General features: G+C 70.7%; 23 protein-coding genes and 1 tRNA gene. 19 read left to right on the forward strand and 5 right to left on the reverse strand.

The window, feature by feature from the left end; genetic code table 11:
* The first annotated feature begins 233 nt into the window (after window positions 1-233).
* Complete coding sequence (locus K1J60_RS28715; RefSeq protein WP_220648727.1) at window positions 234-1,028, forward strand: GntR family transcriptional regulator; 795 nt, start codon at window positions 234-236, stop codon at window positions 1,026-1,028.
* Here the strand turns inward: K1J60_RS28715 and K1J60_RS28720 are convergent.
* Window positions 1,012-2,052 carry a tetratricopeptide repeat protein gene (locus K1J60_RS28720; RefSeq protein WP_220651747.1) on the reverse strand — a complete coding sequence of 347 codons (1,041 nt, stop codon included), beginning with the start codon at window positions 2,050-2,052 and terminating at the stop codon, window positions 1,012-1,014. The genes K1J60_RS28715 and K1J60_RS28720 overlap by 17 nt on opposite strands.
* Before the next feature lie 425 nt (window positions 2,053-2,477).
* On the opposite strand from K1J60_RS28720, the gene K1J60_RS28725 reads away from it, so the two are divergent.
* From K1J60_RS28725 to K1J60_RS28770, 10 genes are all read left to right on the forward strand, one after another.
* Window positions 2,478-2,825 (forward strand): SCO3933 family regulatory protein, encoded by a 348-nt coding sequence (locus K1J60_RS28725; RefSeq protein ID WP_220648728.1) that lies wholly within the window; start codon window positions 2,478-2,480, stop codon window positions 2,823-2,825.
* 2 nt (window positions 2,826-2,827) lie between these two features.
* Window positions 2,828-4,180, forward strand: a complete 1,353-nt coding sequence (locus K1J60_RS28730) for an FtsK/SpoIIIE domain-containing protein (protein WP_220648729.1) — start codon at window positions 2,828-2,830, stop codon at window positions 4,178-4,180.
* An 82-nt stretch (window positions 4,181-4,262) separates the two neighbouring features.
* The gene (locus K1J60_RS28735; RefSeq protein ID WP_220648730.1) at window positions 4,263-4,943 is read left to right on the forward strand and encodes a DUF2637 domain-containing protein; all 681 of its coding nucleotides are present in this window, start codon (window positions 4,263-4,265) and stop codon (window positions 4,941-4,943) included.
* A complete protein-coding gene (locus tag K1J60_RS28740) occupies window positions 4,940-5,134 on the forward strand; it encodes a hypothetical protein (protein WP_220648731.1) in 195 nt (64 codons plus the stop codon). The genes K1J60_RS28735 and K1J60_RS28740 overlap by 4 nt, the downstream gene beginning before the upstream one ends.
* Before the next feature lies 1 nt (window position 5,135).
* Window positions 5,136-5,327, forward strand: coding sequence for a mobile element transfer protein (locus K1J60_RS28745; protein ID WP_220648732.1), 192 nt, complete (start codon window positions 5,136-5,138; stop codon window positions 5,325-5,327).
* Window positions 5,328-5,339: 12 nt separating this feature from the next.
* The gene (locus K1J60_RS28750) at window positions 5,340-5,495 is read left to right on the forward strand and encodes a hypothetical protein (RefSeq protein ID WP_220648733.1); all 156 of its coding nucleotides are present in this window, start codon (window positions 5,340-5,342) and stop codon (window positions 5,493-5,495) included.
* Between the two features lie 24 nt (window positions 5,496-5,519).
* Complete coding sequence (locus tag K1J60_RS28755) at window positions 5,520-5,837, forward strand: SpdD-like protein (protein WP_220648734.1); 318 nt, start codon at window positions 5,520-5,522, stop codon at window positions 5,835-5,837.
* 225 nt (window positions 5,838-6,062) lie between these two features.
* Complete coding sequence (repSA, locus tag K1J60_RS28760; protein ID WP_220648735.1) at window positions 6,063-7,427, forward strand: replication initiator protein RepSA; 1,365 nt, start codon at window positions 6,063-6,065, stop codon at window positions 7,425-7,427.
* Window positions 7,424-7,621: a helix-turn-helix transcriptional regulator gene (locus K1J60_RS28765; RefSeq protein WP_220648736.1), complete on the forward strand. Its 198-nt coding sequence runs from the start codon at window positions 7,424-7,426 to the stop codon at window positions 7,619-7,621. The genes repSA and K1J60_RS28765 overlap by 4 nt, the downstream gene beginning before the upstream one ends.
* Window positions 7,621-9,051, forward strand: a complete 1,431-nt coding sequence (locus K1J60_RS28770) for a tyrosine-type recombinase/integrase (RefSeq protein WP_220648737.1) — start codon at window positions 7,621-7,623, stop codon at window positions 9,049-9,051. Before K1J60_RS28765 ends, K1J60_RS28770 begins: the two co-directional genes overlap by 1 nt.
* A 176-nt stretch (window positions 9,052-9,227) precedes the next feature.
* Here the strand turns inward: K1J60_RS28770 and K1J60_RS28775 are convergent.
* A tRNA-Arg gene (locus K1J60_RS28775) sits at window positions 9,228-9,300 on the reverse strand.
* Window positions 9,301-9,571: 271 nt separating this feature from the next.
* Between K1J60_RS28775 and K1J60_RS28780 the strand changes: the two genes are divergently transcribed.
* The 7 genes from K1J60_RS28780 (at window position 9,572) to K1J60_RS28810 (ending at window position 18,967) form a co-directional block, all read left to right on the forward strand.
* Window positions 9,572-11,248, forward strand: a complete 1,677-nt coding sequence (locus K1J60_RS28780) for a dynamin family protein (RefSeq protein ID WP_220648738.1) — start codon at window positions 9,572-9,574, stop codon at window positions 11,246-11,248.
* Window positions 11,245-13,503 carry a YfjP family GTPase gene (locus K1J60_RS28785; protein WP_220648739.1) on the forward strand — a complete coding sequence of 753 codons (2,259 nt, stop codon included), beginning with the start codon at window positions 11,245-11,247 and terminating at the stop codon, window positions 13,501-13,503. Before K1J60_RS28780 ends, K1J60_RS28785 begins: the two co-directional genes overlap by 4 nt.
* Window positions 13,504-13,707: 204 nt before the next feature.
* A complete protein-coding gene (locus K1J60_RS28790; protein ID WP_220648740.1) occupies window positions 13,708-14,187 on the forward strand; it encodes a single-stranded DNA-binding protein in 480 nt (159 codons plus the stop codon).
* Between the two features lie 330 nt (window positions 14,188-14,517).
* Window positions 14,518-15,951, forward strand: a complete 1,434-nt coding sequence (locus K1J60_RS28795) for a TQXA domain-containing protein (protein ID WP_220648741.1) — start codon at window positions 14,518-14,520, stop codon at window positions 15,949-15,951.
* A gap of 245 nt (window positions 15,952-16,196) precedes the next feature.
* Window positions 16,197-17,861: an energy-dependent translational throttle protein EttA gene (gene ettA / locus K1J60_RS28800; RefSeq protein WP_215455530.1), complete on the forward strand. Its 1,665-nt coding sequence runs from the start codon at window positions 16,197-16,199 to the stop codon at window positions 17,859-17,861.
* A 6-nt stretch (window positions 17,862-17,867) separates the two neighbouring features.
* The gene (locus K1J60_RS28805) at window positions 17,868-18,278 is read left to right on the forward strand and encodes an acyl-CoA thioesterase (RefSeq protein ID WP_220648742.1); all 411 of its coding nucleotides are present in this window, start codon (window positions 17,868-17,870) and stop codon (window positions 18,276-18,278) included.
* Window positions 18,275-18,967, forward strand: coding sequence for a hypothetical protein (locus K1J60_RS28810; RefSeq protein ID WP_220648743.1), 693 nt, complete (start codon window positions 18,275-18,277; stop codon window positions 18,965-18,967). The genes K1J60_RS28805 and K1J60_RS28810 overlap by 4 nt, the downstream gene beginning before the upstream one ends.
* Window positions 18,968-19,066: 99 nt before the next feature.
* Here the strand turns inward: K1J60_RS28810 and K1J60_RS28815 are convergent, their stop codons facing one another.
* On the reverse strand, window positions 19,067-19,480 hold the full coding sequence (locus K1J60_RS28815) for a globin (RefSeq protein ID WP_033526430.1): 414 nt from the start codon (window positions 19,478-19,480) through the stop codon (window positions 19,067-19,069).
* Between the two features lie 124 nt (window positions 19,481-19,604).
* Between K1J60_RS28815 and K1J60_RS28820 the strand changes: the two genes are divergently transcribed.
* Entirely contained in the window at window positions 19,605-20,585 is a 981-nt protein-coding gene (locus K1J60_RS28820) for a methyltransferase domain-containing protein (protein WP_220648744.1), read from the forward strand.
* 100 nt (window positions 20,586-20,685) lie between these two features.
* Here K1J60_RS28820 and K1J60_RS28825 read toward each other — a convergent pair whose 3' ends face one another.
* On the reverse strand, window positions 20,686-22,464 hold the full coding sequence (locus tag K1J60_RS28825) for an FHA domain-containing protein (RefSeq protein WP_220648745.1): 1,779 nt from the start codon (window positions 22,462-22,464) through the stop codon (window positions 20,686-20,688).
* 146 nt (window positions 22,465-22,610) lie between these two features.
* Window positions 22,611-23,957 carry a vWA domain-containing protein gene (locus K1J60_RS28830; RefSeq protein WP_220648746.1) on the reverse strand — a complete coding sequence of 449 codons (1,347 nt, stop codon included), beginning with the start codon at window positions 23,955-23,957 and terminating at the stop codon, window positions 22,611-22,613.
* Window positions 23,958-23,971: the final 14 nt, after the last annotated feature.

Genomic DNA, 23,971 nt, shown 5'->3' on the forward strand with positions numbered 1-23,971 from the left:
ACTCGCTCCGAGCCACACTCGACAAGCCGCCTTGAGCCACACCCCGCCCTTCCGGGCCATCCAACAACTTACGGAGCCGCCTTGATGAACGTAGAGAAAGTCCTACCGCGCTCTCAGGCGCCCCTCTCCGTCCGTCGGTGTCTACTCGCGTGAGCTGGAGCGCGGCTACGCTGTTGCCGCAGCACCCAACGAAGCTCAATGAAGCCCAACGACGGCAGGAGCGTGCTCAGCGGATGGGACCGAAGTCGGAGCGGGTCTACCGCACGATCCGAGAGTGGATCGCTACGGGGAAGTATTCGCCGGGGTCCAAGCTCCCGTCCGAGCGGGCACTGTCGGAGGAACTGGAGATCGGCCGTACAGCTCTTCGGCAGGTGCTGGCCAAGCTCGTTACCGAGGGTGTCGTGGAAGTGCACGGCCGTAGCTCCTACCGGGTGCCGGATCGGTCCGTGACCATTGAGGCGCCGGCTGACGTTGAGCCGTGGCAGATCCATGGTGAGCGGACGCTGTATGACAACCGGTGGGTGACGCTGAGCCTCGTCGATGTCGAGCCGCCCGGCGTCGAACGCTTCGAGCATCACGTCGTCAAGCTGCACCACGTAGCCATTGCCGCTGTCGTCGACGACCGGGACCGGGTGTTGATGATGTGGCGGTATCGCTTCGTCCCGGACGCCTTCGGATGGGAGCTGCCCGGAGGCATTGTCGACCCGGGGGAGGAGCCTCTTCAGACTGCCTTCCGCGAGGTGGAGGAGGAGACCGGCTGGCGGCCGAGTGCGCTTGAGCATCTGGTGACCTATCAGCCCATGGTCGGGATGGTCGATTCGCCGCATGAGATCTTCATCGGGCGGGGGGCCAAGCTTGTCGGTGAGCCGACCGACCTGGAAGAGGCCGGGCACATTGCCTGGGTGCCTCTGTCGGACATTCCCGGGCTGATGGCCCGTGGCGAGTTGATGGGGTCCGGGACGCTGGTTGCGCTTCTTCACCTCCTCGGCTCGCGTAGGGCCGGCACGTCTCCTACAAGCGCTGCGTGAGCTGTTCGATGCGGCGCCTGTGACGGACTGACCTGGTGCGACTCGCCAGCAGTCGGGCTTCTCGTAGGTGCTTCTGTGCCTCGTCGTACTCGCCGCGGGACACATGGGCCTGGGCCACGTCGCAGTGCAGTCCCGCCTTCGCGCGGATGAATGTGGGGTCGGTCGTGTCCAGCGCGGCGTACAGGTTGTCGACGGCTTCCGCGTCGCCTATCAGGGCGAGTGCGTTCCCCCGCCATCTGGTGAGGTGGCGTTCGTTCAGGAAGATGCTCAGCATGTCCGGGTCGCGGTCCTCCTTGCCGCTCGGCAGATGCTGCATCGCAAGTTCCAGAGCTCTGCGGCAGTCGTCGTGGAGCCCGGCTCGTGCGCAGATCTCCGCCTCTGCTGCGTACAGCCATGCCCGGAGACGTGGAGACATGCCCTGCCCGCCGAGCCGTTGGGCGTCGCGGACCAGTTGCACGGCCAGCTCGGGGCGGCCGGCATCACACAGTACGTACGCCTGCTCGGCGGTGGCATGCGCGAGGTACATGGGTTCCTCGGCCTCCTGGGCTGCCCGCTTGCCCAGTTCGTAGTGGCGCCAGGCTCGTTGGACCGCTCCGACATCGAGGGCCTGCCAGGCTGCCAGGGTCGCCGCTCCGGTCAGCGCCAGGGCGACCGGGCGCCGGGTGGTCGGCAGTACGGCGAAGGTGAGGGCGTCTTCCAGCCGGGTCAAGTGGGCCGTCATCTGGTCGACCAGACTCGCGGCGCCCATCTGTCGGTCGATGGTCCGCAGGAGTTCGGTCTGATCCATGAACGTGTTGACCAGGGTCAAGCTGACGTTCCGGGCCTCATCGATCCGCTCTATCAGCTCGTCGTATCCGTCGGCGGCCGGCAGCGCCGTCGGCTGTGCTTCGCTCGACAGCTCGTCGTCGGTGATGCCCAGCAGTGCGCGGAGGATCTTGGCGTAGTGACCGGAGAGCGTCCGGCGGCCGTTCTCCCATTCCGATACGTACACCCGCAAACTCGCCGTCGACGCGATGGGGAGCATGTGTTGGCGCGCGTGCTGTTCGATCTCCCGCACGAGTCGTTCCTGTGACCACGCTCGCGCCGTCCTCGCTGCCTTGAGTCCACTCATCGTGTACTGCCGCTCCAGGTAAGGGTGTTGAGCCGTTGCAGCAGCATGCCTCACATCAGCGCAGCTCGGGAGGGGTTAACCGGTCGGTTGTTAACCCCTGTTGGCTACCGGCTTGTTGCTCCGCGCGCTTCTCTTGAGGTGTCGCAGTCAGGCGAGTTGAGGAGTCAGGCTCGCGACATCGCTTGACAACTGGTGCGCACCAGAAGCAGTCTACTGGTGCGCACCAGTAGGGAAGTGCGAACGATCCGCGGCTTTGCTGCGGCATTCCACCCATGTCCGGGAGCGGCGACCCACCGCCAAGCAAGTACGCCGCTCCCGCCCCTGAAGGGACCTTCATCATGCGTCAGATTCCCGTCGACACGTCGGCCGCGACCGTCATGGTCGCCAAGCCCGCACAGCCCAAGGTCCGTGACCGCCGTACCGGTGAGATCGCCACGGACGCGGACGGTGTGAAGCTCATGACCGTGGACGTGATGTTCGCGGCCAACGAGGACGTCGAGATCCTGTCCATCACCGTTCCCGAGACCGGCATCTCCGGAGAGTTGGTCATGGGCACGCCGGTCGCGCTCACCGGCCTCATCGCGCGGCCGTGGGAGAACGACTTCAACGGCCAGCGTCGGCACGGGATCGCCTTCCGCGCCGTCGCCGTCACCTCGCTCGCCGGCACGGGTGCTGAGGCGGCCTGACCGTGACCTGGTTCGTGGTCGCCGTGGTGGTCGTCGCTGTCGCAGGTCTTCTGCGATGGCGGCGCCCCGCCTGGTACTGGCTGTCCTTCGGTGTCGCGCTCGCCGCCGTGCGGGTCCTGGTCCGCTACTCCTCGGTCATGGACGCATGCGGACTGACCGTGCCGCCTGCCCGCTGGCGTCTGGCTCTGGCCCGGATGACCAATCGGGAGATGCCCGAGCCCCGGCCCCCGCGTGTGCTGCGGCTGCGTCCGACCCGCACAGGCCTGGTGCTGCGACTCAAGCTCAGGCCTGGACAGGATGCGTTCGACTTCGCCGCCGCCACCGATCGGCTGCGCCACTCCTTCGGCCTGTACGGGATCACCTCGCGGGAGATCCGCTCGGGCGTGGTGGAGTTACGCATGACCGGCTATGACGTCCTCAGGCGGGTCCAGATGCCCAGGCGGCTCGACACCCGCCCGATGCGCGTCCCGGTTGCCCTCCGCGAGGACGGCTCGGTCCACTACCGCGATTACCGGGCCGTGCCGCACGGGCTGACGCTCGGCGCCACGGAGTCCGGGAAGTCCGTCTACCAGCGCAACCTAGTCGCGGGGCTCGCTCCACACCGCGTCGCCCTGGTCGGCATCGACTGCAAGCAAGGGGTTGAGCTGTTCCCGCTGGCTCGCCGGTTCTCCGCCCTCGCCGACAACCCCGACACCGCGCTTGAGGTCCTGGAGGCGTTGGTAACGCACATGGGGGAGGTGTATCAGCTCATCCGGGCCCAGCAGCGGATCAGTGTCGCCGTGCCGGACGCGGAGATCGCCGCCGACATCTGGGACCTGCCCGAAGACCTGCGGCCGGTTCCGGTCGTGGTCCTCGTGGACGAGGTCGCCGAACTCGCCCTGTACGCAAGCAAGCAAGAGGAGAAGCGGCGGGACCGGATCGTCACGGCCCTGGTCCGCCTCGCCCAGCTCGGCCGGGCGGCCGGCATCTACCTGGAGATCTGCGGCCAGCGCTTCGGCTCCGAACTCGGCAAGGGCATCACGATGCTTCGGGCCCAGCTCACCGGCCGCACCGCCCACCGCCTCAACGACGAGACCTCCGCCAACATGGCCTTCGGTGACGTCGCCCCTGACGCCGTCCTGGCCGCGATCCAGATACCCGCCGAGACCCGCGGCCTTGCCATTGCCGGGGACTCGACCGGAGGCTGGCACCGCATCCGCGCCCCTCACACCTCGCTGCGCGAAGCCGTGAACATCTGCAACAAGCACGCGCACCGCACTCCTGACGTGCCCGCTCTGGAGCCGTTCCGGCCCTCCGTCGCCGCGGTGCCCGATACCCGGGTGCGGCTGACCAAGACGGCGCCCTCGACCGCCTGACCTCCACTCCTCCTCGGCCGGCGCGACCGCCTCGCGCCACGTCCCTACCCCTCCCATGCCCGACGACAGGAAGGAACCCGCGATGGCCCGCCCGCGAGTCGACGCCGTCCTGGTCCAAGCCGTCATCGCCGGAGCGCTCTCCTTCGCCCACCTGCACGACCTCGCGGCCGCTGCCGGACAGGACGGCTGGAAAGCCTGGGCCTACCCGATCAGCGTCGACCTGCTGCTGGTCGCCGCCTGGCGCCGACTGCGTACGGACGGGCCGTCCCGGCTGGCCTGGTGCTGGTTCGTCATCGCCCTGGCGGCGTCGCTCGGCGCCAATATCGCCACAGCGGGACTCCTCGACCTCGACCACGTCCCGGCCTGGTTGCGGATCCTCGTCGCCGCCTGGCCCGCCCTCGCCTTCATGGGCGGCACCCTCCTTGCTCACTCCAGTAGCAGCCGCGAGCCGGTAGTGCCGGAACCGTCGGGCTCTGCGCCCGAACCGCCGGTCGTCGAGCCGGATCGGACTCGCGCGCCGGCGATGGATGCCGACGAACCGCCCGCGATCCGGGCTCCTGCCTCCGCTCCGCTCGCTGTGACACCCCTGCCGGTTCCGGCCGCGCTGGTCGACCACGCCCGCAAGGTCGCCGACGACCACCGCGCCCGTACCGGGACCCCCATCGACACCGACACGCTTCGCGCCCGGCTCGGCGTCCCGGCCCACCTCGCCGACGCGGTCGCCGCCCGACTCGACCCACCGCCACACGAGGGAGACCGATGACGCGTGACTTCGGCGACCTGACCGCCGCCGACTACCTCGATGCCGCCCGTGAGATGACCGCCGCCAACCGGCCGTACCTGGCGCACCTGCTCGCCGAGGAAGCAGCCGCCCGTACCACTGACCCGGCCACCGCCGCCGGTATCCGGGCCAGCTACCCCCATCCGTCGAACGCCCGGAAGGAGAGCGACTGACATGCCCGCCCGCGAGCACTTCCACTCCGTGATGCGGATCGGCCCCGTGCAGATCGGCACCCACCGCGACCGCGCCGGCCGCACCGTGCACGCCGCCGTCTGCACCGCCGACCGCTGCGGCTGGTCCGCCGACTACACCAGCCGGTCCGCCGCCCAGCTCGCCGCCCGTACCCACCGCTGCAAGGTCCGTTAGGAGATCGCCGCCATGGAAGTTCCCCTCTGGCTCGCCCTGCTCGTCGTCGGCTGGCTCGGCGTCAAGCTGTTCCGCCCGCCCGGGTGGCTGATCGCCGTGCTCCTGCTGGGCGGATTCCTCCTCGCCGACAGCGTCCTTGCGCCCGTCGTCAACGACTTCGTCAAGTAGCTCGCCACGAAAGGAAGTTCACGCATGCTTCGGCCGAAGATCCCGACCAATCCCGCACCGACCGGCCGAGTGACGCCGTCCACGGTCGTCACGCCGACCGCAATCGTTCCGGGGACCCGCACCCCGCCGACCGTGCCGAGCACTCCGGCACCCTCGCGACCCGCGGTCCCGCTCACGCCCGGCACCGTGCTCGCCCTCGTCGGCGGTGGCACCGCCGCGCTCCTGGTCGTCGGCGCCGTTCTCGTCTCCATGCTCCTGGCGGTCGCCGTCACCGGGGCCTCGGTAGCCCTCTGCGCCGTCGTCCTGCGCTCCCTCCTCGCCTCCGAGGGCAAGCGGCGCTGACCGGTACCCGGGCGGCTCCGATACCGCCAAGCATCCGCCGCCCGGGTCCCGTCCCTGCCCGATCCACTGAACCGGAAGGAAGTCCCAGCATGCCGCAGCGCCCCTGCCCGGCGCCCCGCGTCTGCTCGAACCTTGACCTCTTCGTCGCCGGGACGTCCGGCGGCCACCCCTGCACCGTCACGGGCTGCTCAGCAGCCGCGATACGAGGCCACGGGGAGGGCACGCATGTCTGACGTGCTCGACCCGATCACCCTCGGCGACCTGCTGAGGGTGGCTTCGGCCCCCGACTACTTCCGCTGGGAAGAGCAGATCCGCCGTACCGGCGGCTGCGCCGACCCGATCCACCTCACTGGCTGGGTCCTGCACAAGGACAGGATGACCGGCGAGACCCTGCACCACTACTCGACGGCAACCGAACCGGGCGGACGGCTCCGCCTCGCCTGCGGCAACCGTCGCGCTTCCCGGTGCCCGGCCTGCGCCTGGACGTACGCGGGAGACACGTACCACCTCATCCGCGCGGGCCTGGCGGGGGACGACCGCCGGGACATCCCGGGTACCGTCCGCGATCATCCCCGTGTCTTCGCCACGTTCACCGCGCCGTCCTTCGGACCGGTGCACAACCGCCCCGATCACGGCGTGTGCCGCTGCGGTGTCCTCCACGCCCCGGATGCTGCCGAACTGGGCACGGCCCTCGACCCCGGAACGTATGACTACGCCGCCGCTGTCCTCTTCAACAACCACGCCGGACAGCTCTGGCAGCGCTTCACCAACCGGCTCCGCCGCGAGATCGCTGCCCGCGCCAGCCTCAGCCAACGCGAACTCGGCGAGGTCTGCCGGGTCTCCTACGGCAAGGTCGCGGAGTTCCAGAAGCGCGGCGCCATCCACTTTCACGCGGTGCTCCGGGTCGACGGCCCCGACGGACCGGACACCGCCCCGCCCTCCTGGGCCACGGTGACGCTCCTCGCCGACGCCATACGCGCCGCTGCCGCGCACTCCTACACCTCGGTCTCGGTACCGGCGGCCGACGGTCAGCCCGCCCGTACCTTCCGCTGGGGCCGACAACTCGACGTACGGCCGGTCAAAGCCTTCGGGGACGGCTCCGACATCACGGAACAGGCCGTCGCCTCGTACGTCGCCAAGTACGCCACCAAAGCCGCCGAGAGCACCGGCACCCCGGACCGCCGTATCGGTGAACTCTCCGAACTCGACCGCCACCAGGTCCCCGACCACACCCGGCGGCTCATCGAAGCCTGCAAGCTGCTCGACCCGCTGTACCCGGACCGGCGTCTGTGGGCCTGGGCGCACATGCTCGGCTTCCGCGGCCACTTCTCCTCCAAGTCGCGCCGCTACTCCACCACCCTCGGGGCCCTGCGGCAGGCACGCGCCGACTACCGCGCCGCTGAGGAGCAGGCGGCCCTCGGCCGTGAGGCGCCGACGCCGGACACCGTTCTCGTGCTGGCCGACTGGCAGTACGGCGGCCACGGCCACACCCCCGGTGAATCCGCCCTCGCCGCCACCATCCATCGCGACCTGCAACGCAACCGCGAGACAGCCCGTGAAGTGCTGCGCGCCGAAGGGAGCACAGCATGACCACCGCCATCCGTTCGCGCAGCATGCTCACCCTCGCCGAGGTGTGCGACGAGCTGGGCATCTCGCGTTCCACCTTCTACGACTGGCGTGCCAAGCGGCGCGCGCCCCGCTGCATCAAGCTCCCGAACGGAGATTTGAGGATCCGTCGGACCGAACTCGACCACTGGCTTGACGAGCGGGAGGACGCGGCCTGATGGAGACGACGTACGACGTCAAGGTCTACAACATCCTCACGTACAAGGGCTCCAGGAAGACCACCTACACGGTGCGCTGGGTGGTGGCAGGCAAGCGCTGGCGCGAGCCGTTCGACAAGAAGGCACTTGCCGAGGGGTTCCGCTCCGGACTGATCCAGGCCACGGGCAAGGGGGAGGCGTTCGTCATCGCGACGGGGCTTCCCGTCTCCCACCGGTCCAAGGCGGCCGACGTGACTTGGTACGCGTTCGCCCTTGAGTATGTGGATGCCCGCTGGCCTCAGCTCAGCGGCAACAGCCGGAAGAACATCGCCAAGACGCTCACCACGACCACCCTGGCGCTGCTGCGCGCACGGCCTACGCAGTTCGATCCGGTGGCTGTGCGGACGGCCCTCCGAGAGTGGGCGTTCAACGCGAACCGCCGAGCGGAGGCGCCACGGGACGTCGTGACGATCCTCCGATGGATCGAGCGGAACTCCCTGCCGGTCGCGGCCTGGGAGGATCCCGCAAAGGCTGACGCCGTCCTTCAGGCCCTTGACACCCGGCTCGACGGCAAGCAGGCGGCGGCCTGGTCGCGCAAGCGGCACCGCAGGATCCTCAACGTCGTCATGAAGTACGCGATCAGGCGTGGCGTCCTCCGGGACAACCCTCTTCCCAAGGGGAAGGACGCGACGGCGGTCACCCGAACGAGTAATGCCGTGGACAAGCGTTGCCTCCTCAACGCCGATCAAGCGGCGGCACTCCTCGGGCACATCCGGAAGCGCTCCCGGGGCGGCAAACGGCTGCACGCGTTCTTCGCGACCCTGTACTACTGCGGGCCCCGCCCGGAAGAGGCTGTGGCCATGCGCGTGGCGGATGTGAGGCTGCCGGATTCCGATGCCGCCGATCAGTGGTGCGAACTGGTGATCCACACCGCGACTCCGGAAGTCGGCAAGCAGTGGACCGACACGGGGGAGATACACGAGCGGCGCGACCTCAAGGGCCGTGCCGAAGGGGACACGCGGACGGTGCCGGGACACCCCGCCCTGACCCGCATCCTGAGGCAGCACATCGAGGACGAGCAACTGAAGCCCGGTGATCTCCTCTTCCCGGGCGAGAACGGCGGCATCCTCGCCGGATCCGTCATCCGTCGCGCCTGGCGCGGCGCTCGGCAAGCCGTACTGCCGCCGCACGTCTTCGACTCACCTACCGGACGGCGGGTCTACGACAACCGGCATACGCGGCTCACCAAATGGCTCAACGACGGCATTCCGCCCGCCCAGGTCGCGGAGTGGGCGGGCAACAGCGTGCCCGTGCTGCTCGCCACCTATGCCCGGTGTGTCGACGGGCAGCTTCCTGACCTGAAACGGCGGCTCGAAGCCGCCGGCGATCTGCCGGAGCCTGCCGAGGAACAGCGCGCCGACTCGCTCGGCGCCACCCGGATATCGCCCTGAGGGACGCCGAAAACTTCGACACGTATTCGACACAGCGACCCGCAGAAACCCGGTGACAGCCGCACATCCCCGGATTCCCGCCCCCTCCGAGGGGAGGGGATCCGGGGTTTTCCGTTGGGTGCTCGTATGGCCTCTGAGCAGCAAAAACGCCCTCCCGAGGGAGGGCGGGGAGTGGGCGCCCCCGGCAGGACTCGAACCTGCGGCCAAGCGCTTAGAAGGCGCCTGCTCTATCCACTGAGCTACGGGGGCCGGGTGTGGTGGCCTCTGTCGTGGTGCCCGGGTGTGGGCTGATCCGTGACGTTGCCGGGGACAAGGATAGGGCTCCCGAGTCCTTGTCCCTGTTGCTTCGCCTCCGTGGCTCAATGTGGAGGTTCAGTGAAGCGGTCCTGATAATCGCAGGCAGGTACGAATCGTGCACCTCTTTTGCGGCCTCGGGCCCCGGGTGTTGTGCACTCGTTATGCCTGCGCCCCTCTCGTCCCCTCCGTCCCGTGTGTCCTGTCGGCGCGCAGGCGTGCTTATATGCTTCAGAAAGTCCACAAAATTGGGCATTCTTCGCATGTGGTGACCTTGGACGTACGGCCTCAGCTGCTCGACGCGCTCTCCGCCCTGCGCGACCGTGTCGCCGCCGCGCGCTTCCCGCTGCCCCTGGCAGGGGCCCCGCGCGCGCGTGCCAACCGCGACGAACTGCTCGCGCAACTCGACGACTACTTGGTGCCCCGGCTGCGACAACCCGAAGCGCCGCTGCTCGCGGTGGTCGGCGGGTCCACCGGAGCCGGCAAGTCCACTCTCGTCAACTCGCTGGTCGGACGGAAGGTCAGCGAGGCCGGTGTGCTGCGTCCGACGACCCGGACGCCGGTACTGATCTGCCATCCCGAGGACCACCACTGGTTCAGCGGCATGCGGGTCCTGCCCAACCTCACACGCGTGTGGGTGCCGCCGCACGAGCCCGGCCAGGACCCGGGGGACGAGTCGTTCCCACCGGACGGCGACGGTGGCGGCGGCAGGAACGGCGAGCGGTTCCTGCGCATCGAGACCGCCGACAGCCTCCCGCCCGGTCTCGCCCTCCTCGACGCGCCCGACATCGACTCCCTGGACGCCGACAACCGCGTACTCGCCGCCGAACTCATCTGCGCCGCCGACATCTGGGTGATGGTCACCACGGCTTCCCGCTACGCCGACGCCGTGCCGTGGCATCTGCTGCGGTCGGCGAAGGAACACCGGGCGACCCTGGTCACCGTGCTCGACCGGGTGCCCCACCAGGTCGTCTCCGAGGTCTCCCGGCAGTACGGCGCGCTGCTGACGAAGGCCGGACTCGGCGACGTACCCCGCTTCACCGTGCCCGAACTCCCTGAGTCCGCCTGGGGCGGCGGGCTGCTGCCGGGCACCGCCGTCGCACCGCTGCGGACCTGGCTCATCCAGCAGGCGACCGATCCGGGAGCCCGCCACCAGGCCATGGCCCGCACCGCACACGGGGTCCTCGACTCGCTGCGGTCCCGGATGCCCGAGCTGGCGAGCGCGGCGGCCCAGCAGTACTCCGCCGCCCTCCGGCTCACCGCCGCCGTCGACTCGGCGTACGACAGCGAGCACGCGCGCGTGAAGGGGCGTCTGCAGGCCGGGGCCGTACTCGCGGGTGACGCCCTCAAACGGTGGCGCAGTTACCCCCTCGACTGCACCGCCGGCGAACTGCTCGACGCCCTCGTCGAGAGCCTCGGCACCCTGCTGCTGTGCGCGGTCACCGCCGCCGACGAGCGCATCGGCGAGGCCTGGAGCCGGGAACCGGCCGCCGTGGAAGCCGGACTGACGGAACGTGACACCACCGGGGAGAGCGTCGAACACCGGATCGGGATCACCGTACGGCGCTGGCGACGGGTCCTGGAGGAGTACGCCGAGGAGGAGGTGCGCGACCTCGATCGGAGCGTTGCTCCGGACGTCGAGGTGGTGGCCGCCCTGGGCGCCACGGCCCTGCTGGGCGGCCGTCGGGCCCGGTCCGCCGGGGAGGGGCTCGCGGAACGGATCGGCGCGCACGGCGCGCTGCGGCTGCGCGACCGCGGCGGACGGCTGCTCACCGACTATCTCGAACGGGCCCTCGACACCGAGCGGGACCGCCGGCTCGCACCGCTCGACGCCCTCGACGTACACCCCGAACCGCAGGCCCAGCTCATCGCCGCCCTGTCCGTACTGCAGAAGGAGAGGTGACCGCCGTGACCGCCGTCACTGATCACACGGATCAGACCGGGGACGACGTCCCCGAGAAGGGTGACGACAGGCCGGCCCGTCAGGAGCCCGGCAAGGAGTTCGACGAGAAGCTCCACGAGAAGTTCCACGAGAAGTTCGGCAACGACGTCGGCGCGGCGTTCGGCAAGAAGGTCGGCAAGATGGTCGATGAGAAGGGCGAGGGCCGCGCCAACGGCCTCGCCGCCGGGGCCGGGCGTACCGAGAGGTCCGAGGAACGGGGGGCGATCGGAGGGCGGGACAGGACGACCGCCGGTCCGCCGGTCCGCCCGAGCCGTGAGCCGCGTCCTGGGGGCGTCGAGAACGACGTCCACGCGCGCGTGGACGACCGTTCCGGCGGCAGCGTGTCCCGCCATGAGTTCCGTGGCGCGTCGGGCGGTGAGTCCCGTGGGACGTCCGGTGACGGGGCCGCCGGGCCGGACTCGGACGCGTCCGTGCGTACGAAGGCGGAGGTGTCCGCGCGTACGGAATCGGGCGCCTACGCGCGTACGGAATCGGGCGCCGCGCGTACGGAGTCCGGTGACCCCTGGGACGACGGGCTCATCGCCCGGCGTGCCAACGAGACGGGGCACGCCGAACGGGTGCCGACCGTGGAGACCAGGACGCCGGCCGCGCAGTCGGTCGTCCCGCTCGCTTACGACGGGCAACTGCGGTCGCGCCTCGACGCGCTGCGGGAACTGGTGGGACTGTCGCGCACCCGGCTGGACAGCACGACCCTCGCGGAGGCGGGGCGCGTGCTGGACGAGGCGGCGGCGCGGCGCAGGCTCTCCGGGCAGCACACGGTCGTGGCCATCGCGGGCGCCACCGGCAGCGGCAAGTCGACACTGTTCAACGCGCTCGCGGGCGTGGCGATCTCGGAGACGGGCGTACGCCGGCCCACCACGGCCGCGCCCATCGCGTGCAGTTGGAGCGACGGCGCGGCGAGCCTCATCGACCGGCTGGGGATTCCGGGAAGGCTGCGGCGGCGGCCGTTGCAGAGCGCGGAGGCGGAGGCGCAGTTGCGCGGCCTCGTCCTGGTGGATCTGCCCGACCACGACTCGGCGGCGGTGCAGCACCGCGAACAGGTCGACCGGATCCTGGCGCTGGTGGACGCGGTCATCTGGGTCGTCGACCCGGAGAAGTACGCCGACGCGGTCCTCCACGAACGCTATCTGCGGCCCCTGGCCGGTCACGCGGAGGTCATGTTCGTCGTCCTCAACCAGGTGGACCGCCTCCCCGGGGAGGCCGCCCACCAGGTGCTCGACGATCTCCGGCGCCTGCTCGACGAGGACGGCGTCGCGCTGGGGGAGCACGGCGAACCCGGTGCCACCGTGCTCGCGCTGTCCGCGCTCACCGGGGACGGCGTGGGCGAACTGCGCGACGCGCTGGAGCAGTTCGTGGCCGAGCGGGGCGCGCCCGCCCGCCGGGTGCGCGCCGATCTGGACGTGGCGGCCGCGCGGCTGTGGCCGGTGTACGCCAATCAGCGGCGCGCGGGGCTCAGCGAGCGGGCGCGCGACGAGTTCGCCGCGCGCCTCGCGGACGCCGTCGGCGCCACCGCGGCGGGTGAGGCCGCCGAGCGTGCCTGGCTGCGCAACGCCAACCGCGCCTGCGGCACACCCTGGCTGCGGCTGTGGCGCTGGTACCAGGACCGGAGCGAACCCCCCACGGGGCGGCTCGCCCTGACGGCGCCCGTGGACGAGGAGGCCACTGCCCGGCAGCGCGTCGAACAGGCCGTGCGTACGTTGTCGGAGCGCGCGGCGAGGGGGCTGCCCCTGCCCTGGGCCCAGGCGGTGCGCGAGGCGGCCGTACGGGGCGCGCGGGGGTTGCCCGAGGCGCTGGACGAGCTGGCGGTGCGGGCCGGGGCTCCGGCGGGGCGGCCGCCGCGGCCGGGCTGGTGGCCGGCGGCGGTGCTCGCGCAGGCCTGCATGACGCTGGTCCAAGTCGTGGGAGGGCTGTGGCTGTTGGGGCAGATCATCGGCTTCATGGCACCGAATCTCGGGGTGCCGGTGCTGCTGATGGTGATCGGCATCGTCGGCGGTCCGGCCGTCGAGTGGGGCTGCCGACTGGCGGCACGTGGCCCGGCACGGCGTTACGGCCATGAGGCGGAACGGCGGCTGCGGGAGGCCGCCGCCGGGTGCGGGCGGGCCCGGGTGCTGGAGCCGGTGGCCGCCGAGCTGCTGCGGTACCGGGAGGTGCGGGAGCAGTACGGACGGGTGTTGGGGGCGGCGCCGGTGAGGTGAGGGTTCACCCCCTCGGGTGACCGGGTTTTCCACAACCGGCGAGTAGCACACAGGGCTCAGCGGGCCCGGCCCGACGGCGGCAGTCTGAACACGCGGCGATCACAGCACCGCCGCACGACGGGCGCAGCAGCCGTACGGGACGGGCCCGTACGCGTGCCCGGTGCCGTCGGCGTCCGACGCCGGCGTGAAGGAGGGGTTCGCGAGATGAACGAGACGATGGTGTGCGTGGTGGGGAACGTGGCGACCCAGCCGGTCTGCCGGGAGTCGGCGACGGGTTCGTCGGCCCGGTTCCGGCTGGCGGTGACCTCGCGGTACTGGGACCGCGAGAAGAACGAGTGGACCGACGGACACACCAACTTCTTCACGGTGTGGACCAGGCGCACGCTCGCAGCGAACGTGGCGTCGTCCGTCGCGCTGGGCGATCCGGTCGTGGTGCACGGGCGGTTGAAGGTGCGCACCGAACAGCGCGACGGGCAGAGTCGGGTCTCGGCGGACGTCGACGCGGTCGCCGTCGGCCACGATCTCTCGCGGGGTACGTCGGCGTTCCGTCGGACGCCCAGGGGCGAGGCGCCGATCACGGCTCAGTCCCCGTCCCAGTCGGAGCCGGCCTGGGAGACACCTCCGCCCGGCAGCGGGCTCGACACCACCGCCGAACTCAGGCCGGAGCCAGTCGGTGTGACGTGATCTCAGGCTTGGGCATCGGGCGCGGGCCCCTGAGCGGGGCTCGGATCGGGACATCGGATCGGGGCAGCGGATTTCGGGATGTCGGATCGTGCTCCATCGGCGAACGTGCTGTGAAGAGCCTGTGCGCACGCCTCATCGACTTGTCGATAAGTGCTGTTCGTGAGCTGTGCAACCGATAACGATTCCGATTCGGATCGGTTGTCCGACGATACGACTGGGAAGAGTGGTGCGCCACATCCCTAGGATGCCGGGCATAGCTCACGGGGCTTCTGATTCTGCTGGTGGGACCACACCCCCCACGTCAACGGGTCCTGCTCGAAAGGAAATTCTGTGGTTTCTTGGTTCTCGGCGTCGGTCTCCGGTTGGTCCGGGCGGGCCGCGCGCAGGCGATCGGCCGGCCGTCTCGCCGCCGTCTCGCTCGCGTCCGGTCTTGTCGTCGCGGGTGCGATCGTCGCCGCGAGCCCGGCCGCCGCCGACGAGACGCCGCAGAGCTCCGGCGGGGCGACCGCGACCATAGGCGGCCTCAAGACGTACGGGACGGCCGTGCTCCGCACCGACGAAGGCCAGGAACAGCAGCTTCCCGCAGGGTTGTTCGAGATGTTCGTCGACGGCGGCGGCACCCTGCAGACCTACTGCGTCGACGTCCAGAACCCGACACAGAAGGACGCCACGTACCAGGAGACACCCTGGAGCGGCACCTCGCTGGGAGCCAACAAGGACGCGGGCAGGATCCGTTGGATCCTGCAGAACTCCTACCCGCAGGTGAACGACCTCGCGGCGCTCGCCGGCAAGGCCGGGGCCAAGGGCCTCACCGAACAGGACGCGGCGACCGGCACACAGGTGGCGATCTGGCGGTACTCCGACGGAGCCGACGTGACGGCCCTGGATCCGGAGGCGGAGAAGCTCGCGGACTACCTGGAGAAGAACGCGCGGAACCTGACGGAACCGGCCGCCTCCCTCACCCTCGACCCGCCGGCGGTCTCCGGTCGTGCCGGCGAGCGGCTCGGTCCGGTCACGGTGCACACCAACGCCGACGGTGTGACCGTGACCCCGCCCTCGGAAGTGACCGCGGACGGCGTCCAGGTCGTCGACGCGGACGGTGAGCCCGTGACCTCGGCCGGTGACGGCAGCGAGCTGTACTTCGAGGTGCCCGAGGACGCCGCGGACGGTACGGCCGAACTGACCGTGCAGGCCTCGACGACCGTCCCGGTCGGGCGTGCCTTCGCCTCCGAGACCCGCAGTCAGACCCAGATCCTCGCGGGCTCCAGCGAGTCCACGGTCTCCGCGACGGCGACCGCGCACTGGGCCGAGAACGGCGCGATACCAGCACTGTCCGCCGAGAAGAACTGCGCCGAGGGCGGGCTGGACATCACCGCCGCCAACGAGGGCGACAAGCCCTTCACCTTCGAGCTGATGGGGATCACCTACACCATCGAGGCGGGCGGGACCAGGACGGTGACGATCCCGCTGCAGGAGGATCAGGCGTACGACTTCACGATCGAGGGGCCCAACGGCTACGCGAAGCAGTTCCGGGGCGTGCTCGACTGCCGCACCGAGACCGAGGCCGGCGCGAGTGGTGACTCGGTCCAGACGCTGAGCGAGCCGAGCCCGGCGACGGTCGGAGGCGGCACGGTCACCGACACCGGAACCGACCTCGCCGAGACCGGCAGCTCCGGCGCGACCCCGTTGATCGGCGGCATCGCCATCGGGCTGGTCGTGATCGGCGGCGCGGTGATGATCCTCCTCCGCAAGCGGAACCCCTGAAGAGTCTGAGGAGATCGCCGGACGCGGCGGCGAGGAATCGTCGGGGGAGAGCTCCTTGGCAACTCAACAGTGAGTGACCGCGCGGTGACACGTGCGCCGTGAAGCGGCCCCGGTACGCCCCCAAGGCGCCGGGGCCGCGTCGCCGGTGCGGTGGCTTCACCATCCGGTTTCCGTCGAGGGCTGGCCGTGCGGCAAGATGGGTGGTACTGCCCACTGCCAGATCTCAAGTTGCCGGACGGTTTCTCTTGGCTGAGTACATCTACACGATGCGCAAGACACGCAAGGCGCACGGCGACAAGGTGATCCTTGACGACGTCACGCTGAGCTTCCTGCCCGGCGCGAAGATCGGTGTGGTCGGCCCGAACGGTGCCGGTAAGTCCACCGTCCTCAAGATCATGGCGGGTCTGGAGCAGCCGTCCAACGGTGACGCGTTCCTCTCGCCCGGCTACACCGTCGGCATGCTCCTGCAGGAGCCGCCGCTGGACGAGTCCAAGACGGTCCTGCAGAACGTGCAGGACGGCGCCGCCGAGATCATGGGCAAGCTCAAGCGCTTCAACGAGGTCGCGGAGCTCATGGCGACGGACTACTCGGACGCGCTCCTGGACGAGATGGGCAAGCTCCAGGAGGACCTGGACCACGCGAACGCATGGGACCTGGACACCCAGCTGGAGCAGGCCATGGACGCCCTGGGCTGCCCCCCCGGCGACTGGCCCGTCACCAACCTGTCCGGTGGTGAGCGCCGCCGCGTCGCCCTGTGCAAGCTGCTGCTCGAGGCGCCCGACCTGCTGCTGCTCGACGAGCCCACCAACCACCTGGACGCCGAGTCCGTGCAGTGGCTGGAGCAGCACCTCGCGAAGTACCCCGGCACCGTCGTCGCCGTCACCCACGACCGGTACTTCCTCGACAACGTCGCGGGCTGGATCCTGGAGCTCGACCGCGGCCGTGCCATCGGCTACGAGGGCAACTACTCCACGTACCTCGAGACCAAGCAGACCCGTCTCAAGGTCGAGGGCCAGAAGGACGCCAAGCGCGCCAAGCGGCTCAAGGAAGAGCTGGAGTGGGTCCGCTCCAACGCCAAGGGCCGCCAGGCCAAGTCCAAGGCGCGTCTGGCCCGCTACGAGGAGATGGCCGCCGAGGCCGACAAGATGCGGAAGCTGGACTTCGAGGAGATCCAGATCCCGCCGGGCCCCCGACTGGGCAACGTGGTCGTCGAGGTCAACAACCTCAGCAAGGCCTTCGGCGAGAAGGTCCTCATCGACGACCTCTCCTTCACGCTGCCGCGCAACGGCATCGTGGGCATCATCGGCCCGAACGGCGCCGGCAAGACGACCCTGTTCAAGATGATCCAGGGTCTGGAGCAGCCCGACTCCGGTTCGATCAAGGTCGGCGACACCGTCAAGATCTCCTACGTCGACCAGAGCCGCGAGAACATCGACCCCAAGAAGACGCTGTGGGCCGTCGTCTCCGACGAGCTGGACTACATCAACGTCGGCCAGGTCGAGATGCCCTCCCGCGCCTATGTCTCCGCGTTCGGCTTCAAGGGCCCGGACCAGCAGAAGCCGGCCGGGGTGCTCTCCGGCGGTGAGCGCAACCGCCTCAACCTGGCGCTCACCCTCAAGCTCGGTGGCAACCTGCTGCTCCTCGACGAGCCGACCAACGACCTCGACGTCGAGACCCTGTCGTCGCTGGAGAACGCGCTCCTCGAGTTCCCCGGCTGCGCCGTGGTCGTCTCCCACGACCGCTGGTTCCTGGACCGGGTGGCCACGCACATCCTCGCCTACGAGGGCGAGTCCAAGTGGTTCTGGTTCGAGGGCAACTTCGAGTCGTACGAGAAGAACAAGATCGAGCGACTCGGTGCCGACGCCGCCCGTCCGCACCGTGCCACCTACAAGAAGCTGACCCGGGGCTGATCGATCTTGCGGCACATCTACCGCTGCCCACTGCGCTGGGCGGACATGGACGCGTACGGCCACGTCAACAACGTGGTCTTCCTCCGATACCTGGAGGAAGCCCGTATCGACTTCCTGTTCCGCCCGGAGAAGGACTTCAAGCAGGGGTCCGTGGTGGCACGCCATGAGATCGACTACAAGCGGCAGTTGGTCCACCGGCACCAGCCCGTGGACATCGAGCTGTGGGTCACGGAGATAAGAGCGGCGTCGTTCACGATCACCTACGAGGTCAAGGACCCGGACCAGGTCTACGTCCGCGCCTCGACGGTGATAGTGCCGTTCGACTTCTCGACGCAGCGGCCCCGCCGGATCACCTCCGAGGAACGTGAGTTCCTGGAGGAGTACAGGGATGACGCGGAAGAGGCCGTCGCCGCATGACGGTGCTCCACCTCGCCGACGAGGGGGAGGCGGCGGATCTCGCGGCCTTCCTCTCCCGGCTGCTCCACTACGACCGTGGTGCCGCGGTACGTCTCCAGGCGGCCGGCACCGCACTCGCCGTCTTCGGTCGGCCACCGTCCTTCGAGGTCCTGGCGATCCGGGCAGTGCGCCTCGCCAAGCCCTACGAGGACGGGATCGACGTCACGCTCGACGTGACCGTGTCGGCCGGCGAACTCCTGGAATCCATCGACGAGTCCGGGGCCACGGCCGTCGTCCCGGAAGCGGTGACCGGACCGCCGTGGGCCGGGGTGCTTCCCCCGCGCGGCGGCTGGCGGCCGGAGACGGGGCTGCCCGCACCGGACGCGCTACAGGCGATGGTCTCCGCGGCGGTGCGTGAATTCCGGTCCCGCACCGAGGAACTGCCGCCCGAACGCCGGACACGGGCCGAGCTGGACGGGATCGGGCGGGAGATCTGGTCCCGGGTGGTCGGGGACACGCCCCTTCCGGTGCGCGCCGTGCACGCGGCCCAGTCGCTGGGCTTCCTCCGCCCGCCGCGCGCGTCCGGCCCGCCCGAGACGGCGACACCGGAACTGTTCTCGTCGGGGGCGTGGCTGAGACTGCGCACACCGTACGGATCGATAGCCGTACGCAGGGCGGGGCTGGGAACGCTGGGCATCAGCGTCCGCTGAGCCCGCAGACGTCGCGTGCGAGCGGGCAGATCACGGCCGTGAGGGCGAAGAGGAGAGCAACGCCCCGGCCGAACGATGCCGTGCCCGCGCGCTGCCCGTCTAGCCCGGGGCGTTCACCATCGAGGCGGCCGCGTAGGTGAGGTAGTTCCACAGGGTGTGCTCGTGTTCCTCGGAGAGGCCGAGGTCGTCGACGGCGTCGCGCATGTGCTTCAGCCAGGCGTCGTGGGCGGCGCGGTCGACGGTGAAGGGGGCGTGGCGCATGCGGAGTCGGGGGTGGCCCCGGTTCTCGCTGTACGTGGTGGGCCCGCCCCAGTACTGGATCAGGAACAGGGTGAGGCGGTCCTCTGCCGGGCCCAGGTCCTCCTCGGGGTACATGGGCCGCAGGATCGGATCCTCGGCGACACCCTCGTAGAAACGGCGCACGAGGCGCCGGAAGGTCTCCTCGCCACCGACCTGCTCGTAGAAGGTCTGCTCCTGAAGCGTGCCGCGCCGAATCTCATTCACGTTCCCCATGGTCTCAGACGCGGCGGCGGAGGACCTGAGGCTTAGGACCATCACGAAGAGGGCGGACCGGTTGATTCCGGACCGAACTGCCGCGGTGCTCGCCTCTTGAGGCGTCCGGCCGCACAGTGGAGGTATGGGCACGCACACTGTGGACCACGACTTGGAACGTCTCGCCGCCGAGGCCCGGTCGGCGCTGGTGCGTGAGATCGAGGCGAGCGGGGCGTGGGACGCCGCCCCCGAGTGGCGGAAGGCGTTCGAGAGCGTCCCCAGGCATCTCTTCGTCCCGTACTACTACGTGGGCGTCCAGGGCGGCTTCGAGCGGCTGTGGGGCGAGGAACGCGACCCCCGGCGGCGGGCCCGCTGGGTGCGGGGCGCGTACGCCGACACGCCGCTCGCCACGCGGGTGCGGGACGGGGAGCTGATCTCATCCAGCAGCCAGCCGTCGCTGATGGCGAAGATGCTGGCCGAGCTGGAGGTGGAGGACGGCGACCGGGTGTTGGAGATCGGCGCCGGCACCGGTTACAACGCCGCCCTGCTCGCGCACCGGCTGGGGGACGACCTGGTCACGACCGTCGATCTGGACGCCGACATCACGGAGGCGGCGCGCAGGCATCTGGACGCCGCCGGATACCACCCGACCGTCGTCACCGGGGACGGGGCGCGCGGGGTGCCCGAGCGGGCGCCGTACGACCGGATCATCGCCACCTGCACGCTGCACTCGATCCCGCGCGCCTGGCTCGCCCAGTGCACTCCCGGCGCCCGCATCCTGACGCCGTTGGCGACGGGGCTGGTACGGCTTCGGGTCGAGGACGCGGAGCACGCGGAGGGGCGCTTCCTGCACACCTCCGCGTACTTCGTGCCCCTGCGCGGGGGCAGTGGGCCGGAAGCGGTGCATCCGCATCTGGGCGGACTGCCGCACCGGGCCAGGGACCACGAGCTCTTCCGGTTCCTGCTGGCCCTCACGGCGGCCAGTCTCGACCCGCACGAGGCGCTCGCGCTGTGGCAGCGCGAGGGGATGCCCTCGCGGGAGCGCTACGGCATCACGGTCCGCGGCGAGCACGCCTGGGCCTGGCTGGACGAGCCGGAGGGGCCGTACGCCTGGCCGCTGCCATGACCGGGCGCCGGGCGGGCACCGACGGGTCAGGGCCGACCGACGGCTCAGGGCCGACCGATGTGCTCGGTCGGCCCTGATGGTCGCGCTGCCGCGGGGCGGGTCAGCCCCGGCGGATCGTGATCGTCGTCCACGCGCCCACGTGGACCCGGTCCCCGTCCTGGAGGGGGATCGGGACGAAGGGCTGGATGGGGTCCTCGGAACCGTTGACCGTGGTGCCGTTCGTGGAGTTCTGGTCGACGACCGCCCAGCCGCCGTCGGGCTGCTGCACCAGTACCGCGTGCTGGTGGGAGACGCCCGGGTCCTCCGGCGGCACCGAGAGATCGATGTCGGGGGTGTCGCCGGTGGAGTGGCGGCGCCGTCCGATGGTGATCTGGTTGCCGGTGAGGGTGCGCCGCTGCTCCGGGGAGTACGCGGGCAGGTTCAGGCCCGCGGCCTCGGGGCCCGAGCGCTGCATCATCGCCATGAAGTAGTCACGATCAGGGCCGATGGTCGCGCTCCAGGTCGTCGGCGCCTGCTGGTACGCGGGGCCGGGCGGGGCCTGGGTCGCACCGGGCTGCGGGTAGCCGTAGCCGCCCGGACGGGCACCCGCGCCGCCGGGGCCGCCGGGGCCCGCAGGCCCACCGGGTCCACCGGGTCCACCGGGGCCGCCCGGGCCGGTCGACGGCGGGGAGATCACCCAGTCGTCGTCACCGCCGAACGAGGGGCCGCCACCGGAACCGGGGCCGCCGGGACCTCCGGGCTGGGGCCGCCGGGTCTCCTGCGGGAAAGCGGGCGGGGCGTGAGCCCCCGCCTGCTGGAACCCTTGCGGCGCCCCGCCGGGGCCCTGACCGCCACCGGGGCCCTGACCGCCGTGGCCGCCGGGCCCACCGGGGCCGGAGCCGCCGGGGAAACCGGACCCGCCAGGTCCGCCAGGGCCGCCGGGCCCGCCCGGCGTAGGCCCGGGCGGGGGCGGAACCGGTCGTGAGGGGTCGCCGCCGAAGCCGGAGGGCCCGGGACGTGAAGGATCGCCGCCGAAGCCCGAGGGGCCGGGACGCGAAGGGTCACCACCGAAGGCCGAGGGCCCAGGGCGCGACGGATCACCGCCGAACGCGGACGGACCGGACTGGCCCGGTCCCGCCTGCCCCGGACCCGGCTGTCCCGAAGGACCGCCGCCGAAGCCGGAGGAACCCCCCGGCCCCGACGGGCCACCGGGACCACCCGGACGTCCGGGTCCACCGGGACCCTGACCGCCATGGCCTCCGGGCCCTCCGGGCCCTCCGGGCCCGCCCGGACCCGACGGCTCGCCGCCGAAGGGCGGCCCCGGCGGAATCGGTTCGGCGGGACGGTTCACCTGCGAGGGGCGGGAGCTCTGGTAGTCGTACCCCTCACCGCCGCCGTAGGACGGCGGAGGCGGCTGCTGGAAGCGGAGCGCCGGATTCCCCCCGGCGCCGGGACCGCCCTGTCCGGGGCCTGGGCCTCCGGGGCCTGGACCGCCGGGACCGGGACCGGGGCCACCCGGCCCCTGTCCGGGCGCCGGAGGCCGCGGCGCGGCCGGTGTGTACGTGGTCGCCGTGTTCGTCAGGAAGTTCCACCGGCACTCCTCGCAGAAGGGCGCGCCGCCCTCGCGGGGCGTGCGGCACTGCGGGCAGAGTTCCGGGTCGGCGGCGAGGCGCGGGCGTCCGCCGGGACCCCCGGGACCCCCAGGTCCCCCCGGGCCGCCGGGTCCCCCGGGACCGCCCGCGCCCGGAGGCGGGGGAGGGGAGCCGGGCGGCGGGTATCCGTAACCGGCGCCCGGGGGCGGCGGTGGTGGCGGCGGGGGTACGGCACCGGCCATACGGTGACCGCAGACCTCGCACCAGTCGTCGGAACCCGACTGGTGTCCGTTCGGGCAGGTCGGCATGTCGGCGCTTCCCCCTCTCCTTTCCGGCCTCGCGGCCGGTTCCTGTGGCCGCGACGGGCCGGTGTGGCCGGTTCAGCCCGGATCCCCGGTGGGGGAGCCAGGCTCATGTGCAGCGGTGTTTCCGGGTTTTGCTTGTTTGCTTCCAGCTACTTCTTTACACGAACAGTCTTTGTCGACCGTGTCTCGAGAGTCATCTCGTCGGCCTCCGTGACCTTCGCCTTCAGTCGCACAGTACCTGTCGCCGCGTCGACCACGTCCACCACCTTCGCAAGCAGTTTCGCAGTATCCGCGTTCCCCGAGGCGCTGGCGAGCTGAACGGCCCGCCCCAGCTTTGCCGTTGCTCCGTCGAAATCGCCGGATTTACGGGCATCCAAACCTTGTTGGATGACTTGTGCCAGTTCGGCCTGACCCGTGTAGTGCGCGACCTGGGGATTGATCGACGTGGACGCGACCATGTCGTCGGTCCACACGGCCTTCACCAGGCCTTGGGCGCCGAGGTTCTGCGCGGTGCCGTCCGACTGCGGGATGACGAGCGAGACACGGGCGGCCAACATCTCCTGGCCGACGTTGGCGGCCGGGACCTCGACGCACACGTGGTAGTCGCGGGACTCGTCCCCCCACGAACCGGTCGGGTAGTCCCCGGCGCGCGGTCCGGCGTCGGTGCGACGGTCGGTCAACTCCTCGACGGTGGGCGCCACTTGCTTCACGAACTTGATCTGCGTGCCGACCGGGGTCCACAGCCGGAGCGCGACGTCCGCGACCTCCTTGCCCATGGCCGCCTCCATCATCTGTGTGAAGTCCGCGGACAGGGCGGCCGGGTCGGCGACGATGTCGGCGGTGCCGAGCAGCGCGGAGGCGATGGTCGTGACCTCTTTCACTTCCCAGTCGGTGCCCACTCCACGCGCGTCACAGGTGAACCGTCCGGCACAGGCGTCCAGCGCGGCCTTCAGATCCTCCGGCGACTCGTGCTCGTTGCGGCCGTCGGTGAGCAGGATGCCGTGGCGGATGGCGACGTCCGCCGAGGCGAGCAGTCGGTCGGCGAGCTTCAGCCAGGTGCCGATGGCGGTACCGCCGCCCGCGCTGAGCCGGCGCAGGGCCTGCTTGGCCTGGTCCCGGGTGGCGGAGTCGGCGACCGCGAGCCGGCCGCCGCCGGGGTAGACCTCCCGGGCCACATGGGTGCCGTCGATCACGGCGAAGTGGACGCCGTCGCGCAGGGTGTCGATCGCGGCGGCCGTGGCGTCCCGGGCGTTGCGCATCTTGGTCGGCGGGTAGTCCATCGACCCCGAGCAGTCGACCATGAGCGCCACGGCGGCGGACGGGCCCTGGCCGGGCGAGTACAGGTGCGGCGCGGCGACCGCGCTGCCGATGGTGCCACCGCCGGTGGCGCTGACCGTGACGATGGCGTTCACCTCACGGCCGCCCTCGGGCAGGTACTCGTTCTGGTACACCTCGACCGAGAACTGCGGCACGTTCGACTTCGAGAAATTGGCCATGCCTACTCAGATCC

It is taken from the genome of Streptomyces akebiae (genome assembly GCF_019599145.1).
Lineage (GTDB): Bacteria > Actinomycetota > Actinomycetes > Streptomycetales > Streptomycetaceae > Streptomyces > Streptomyces akebiae.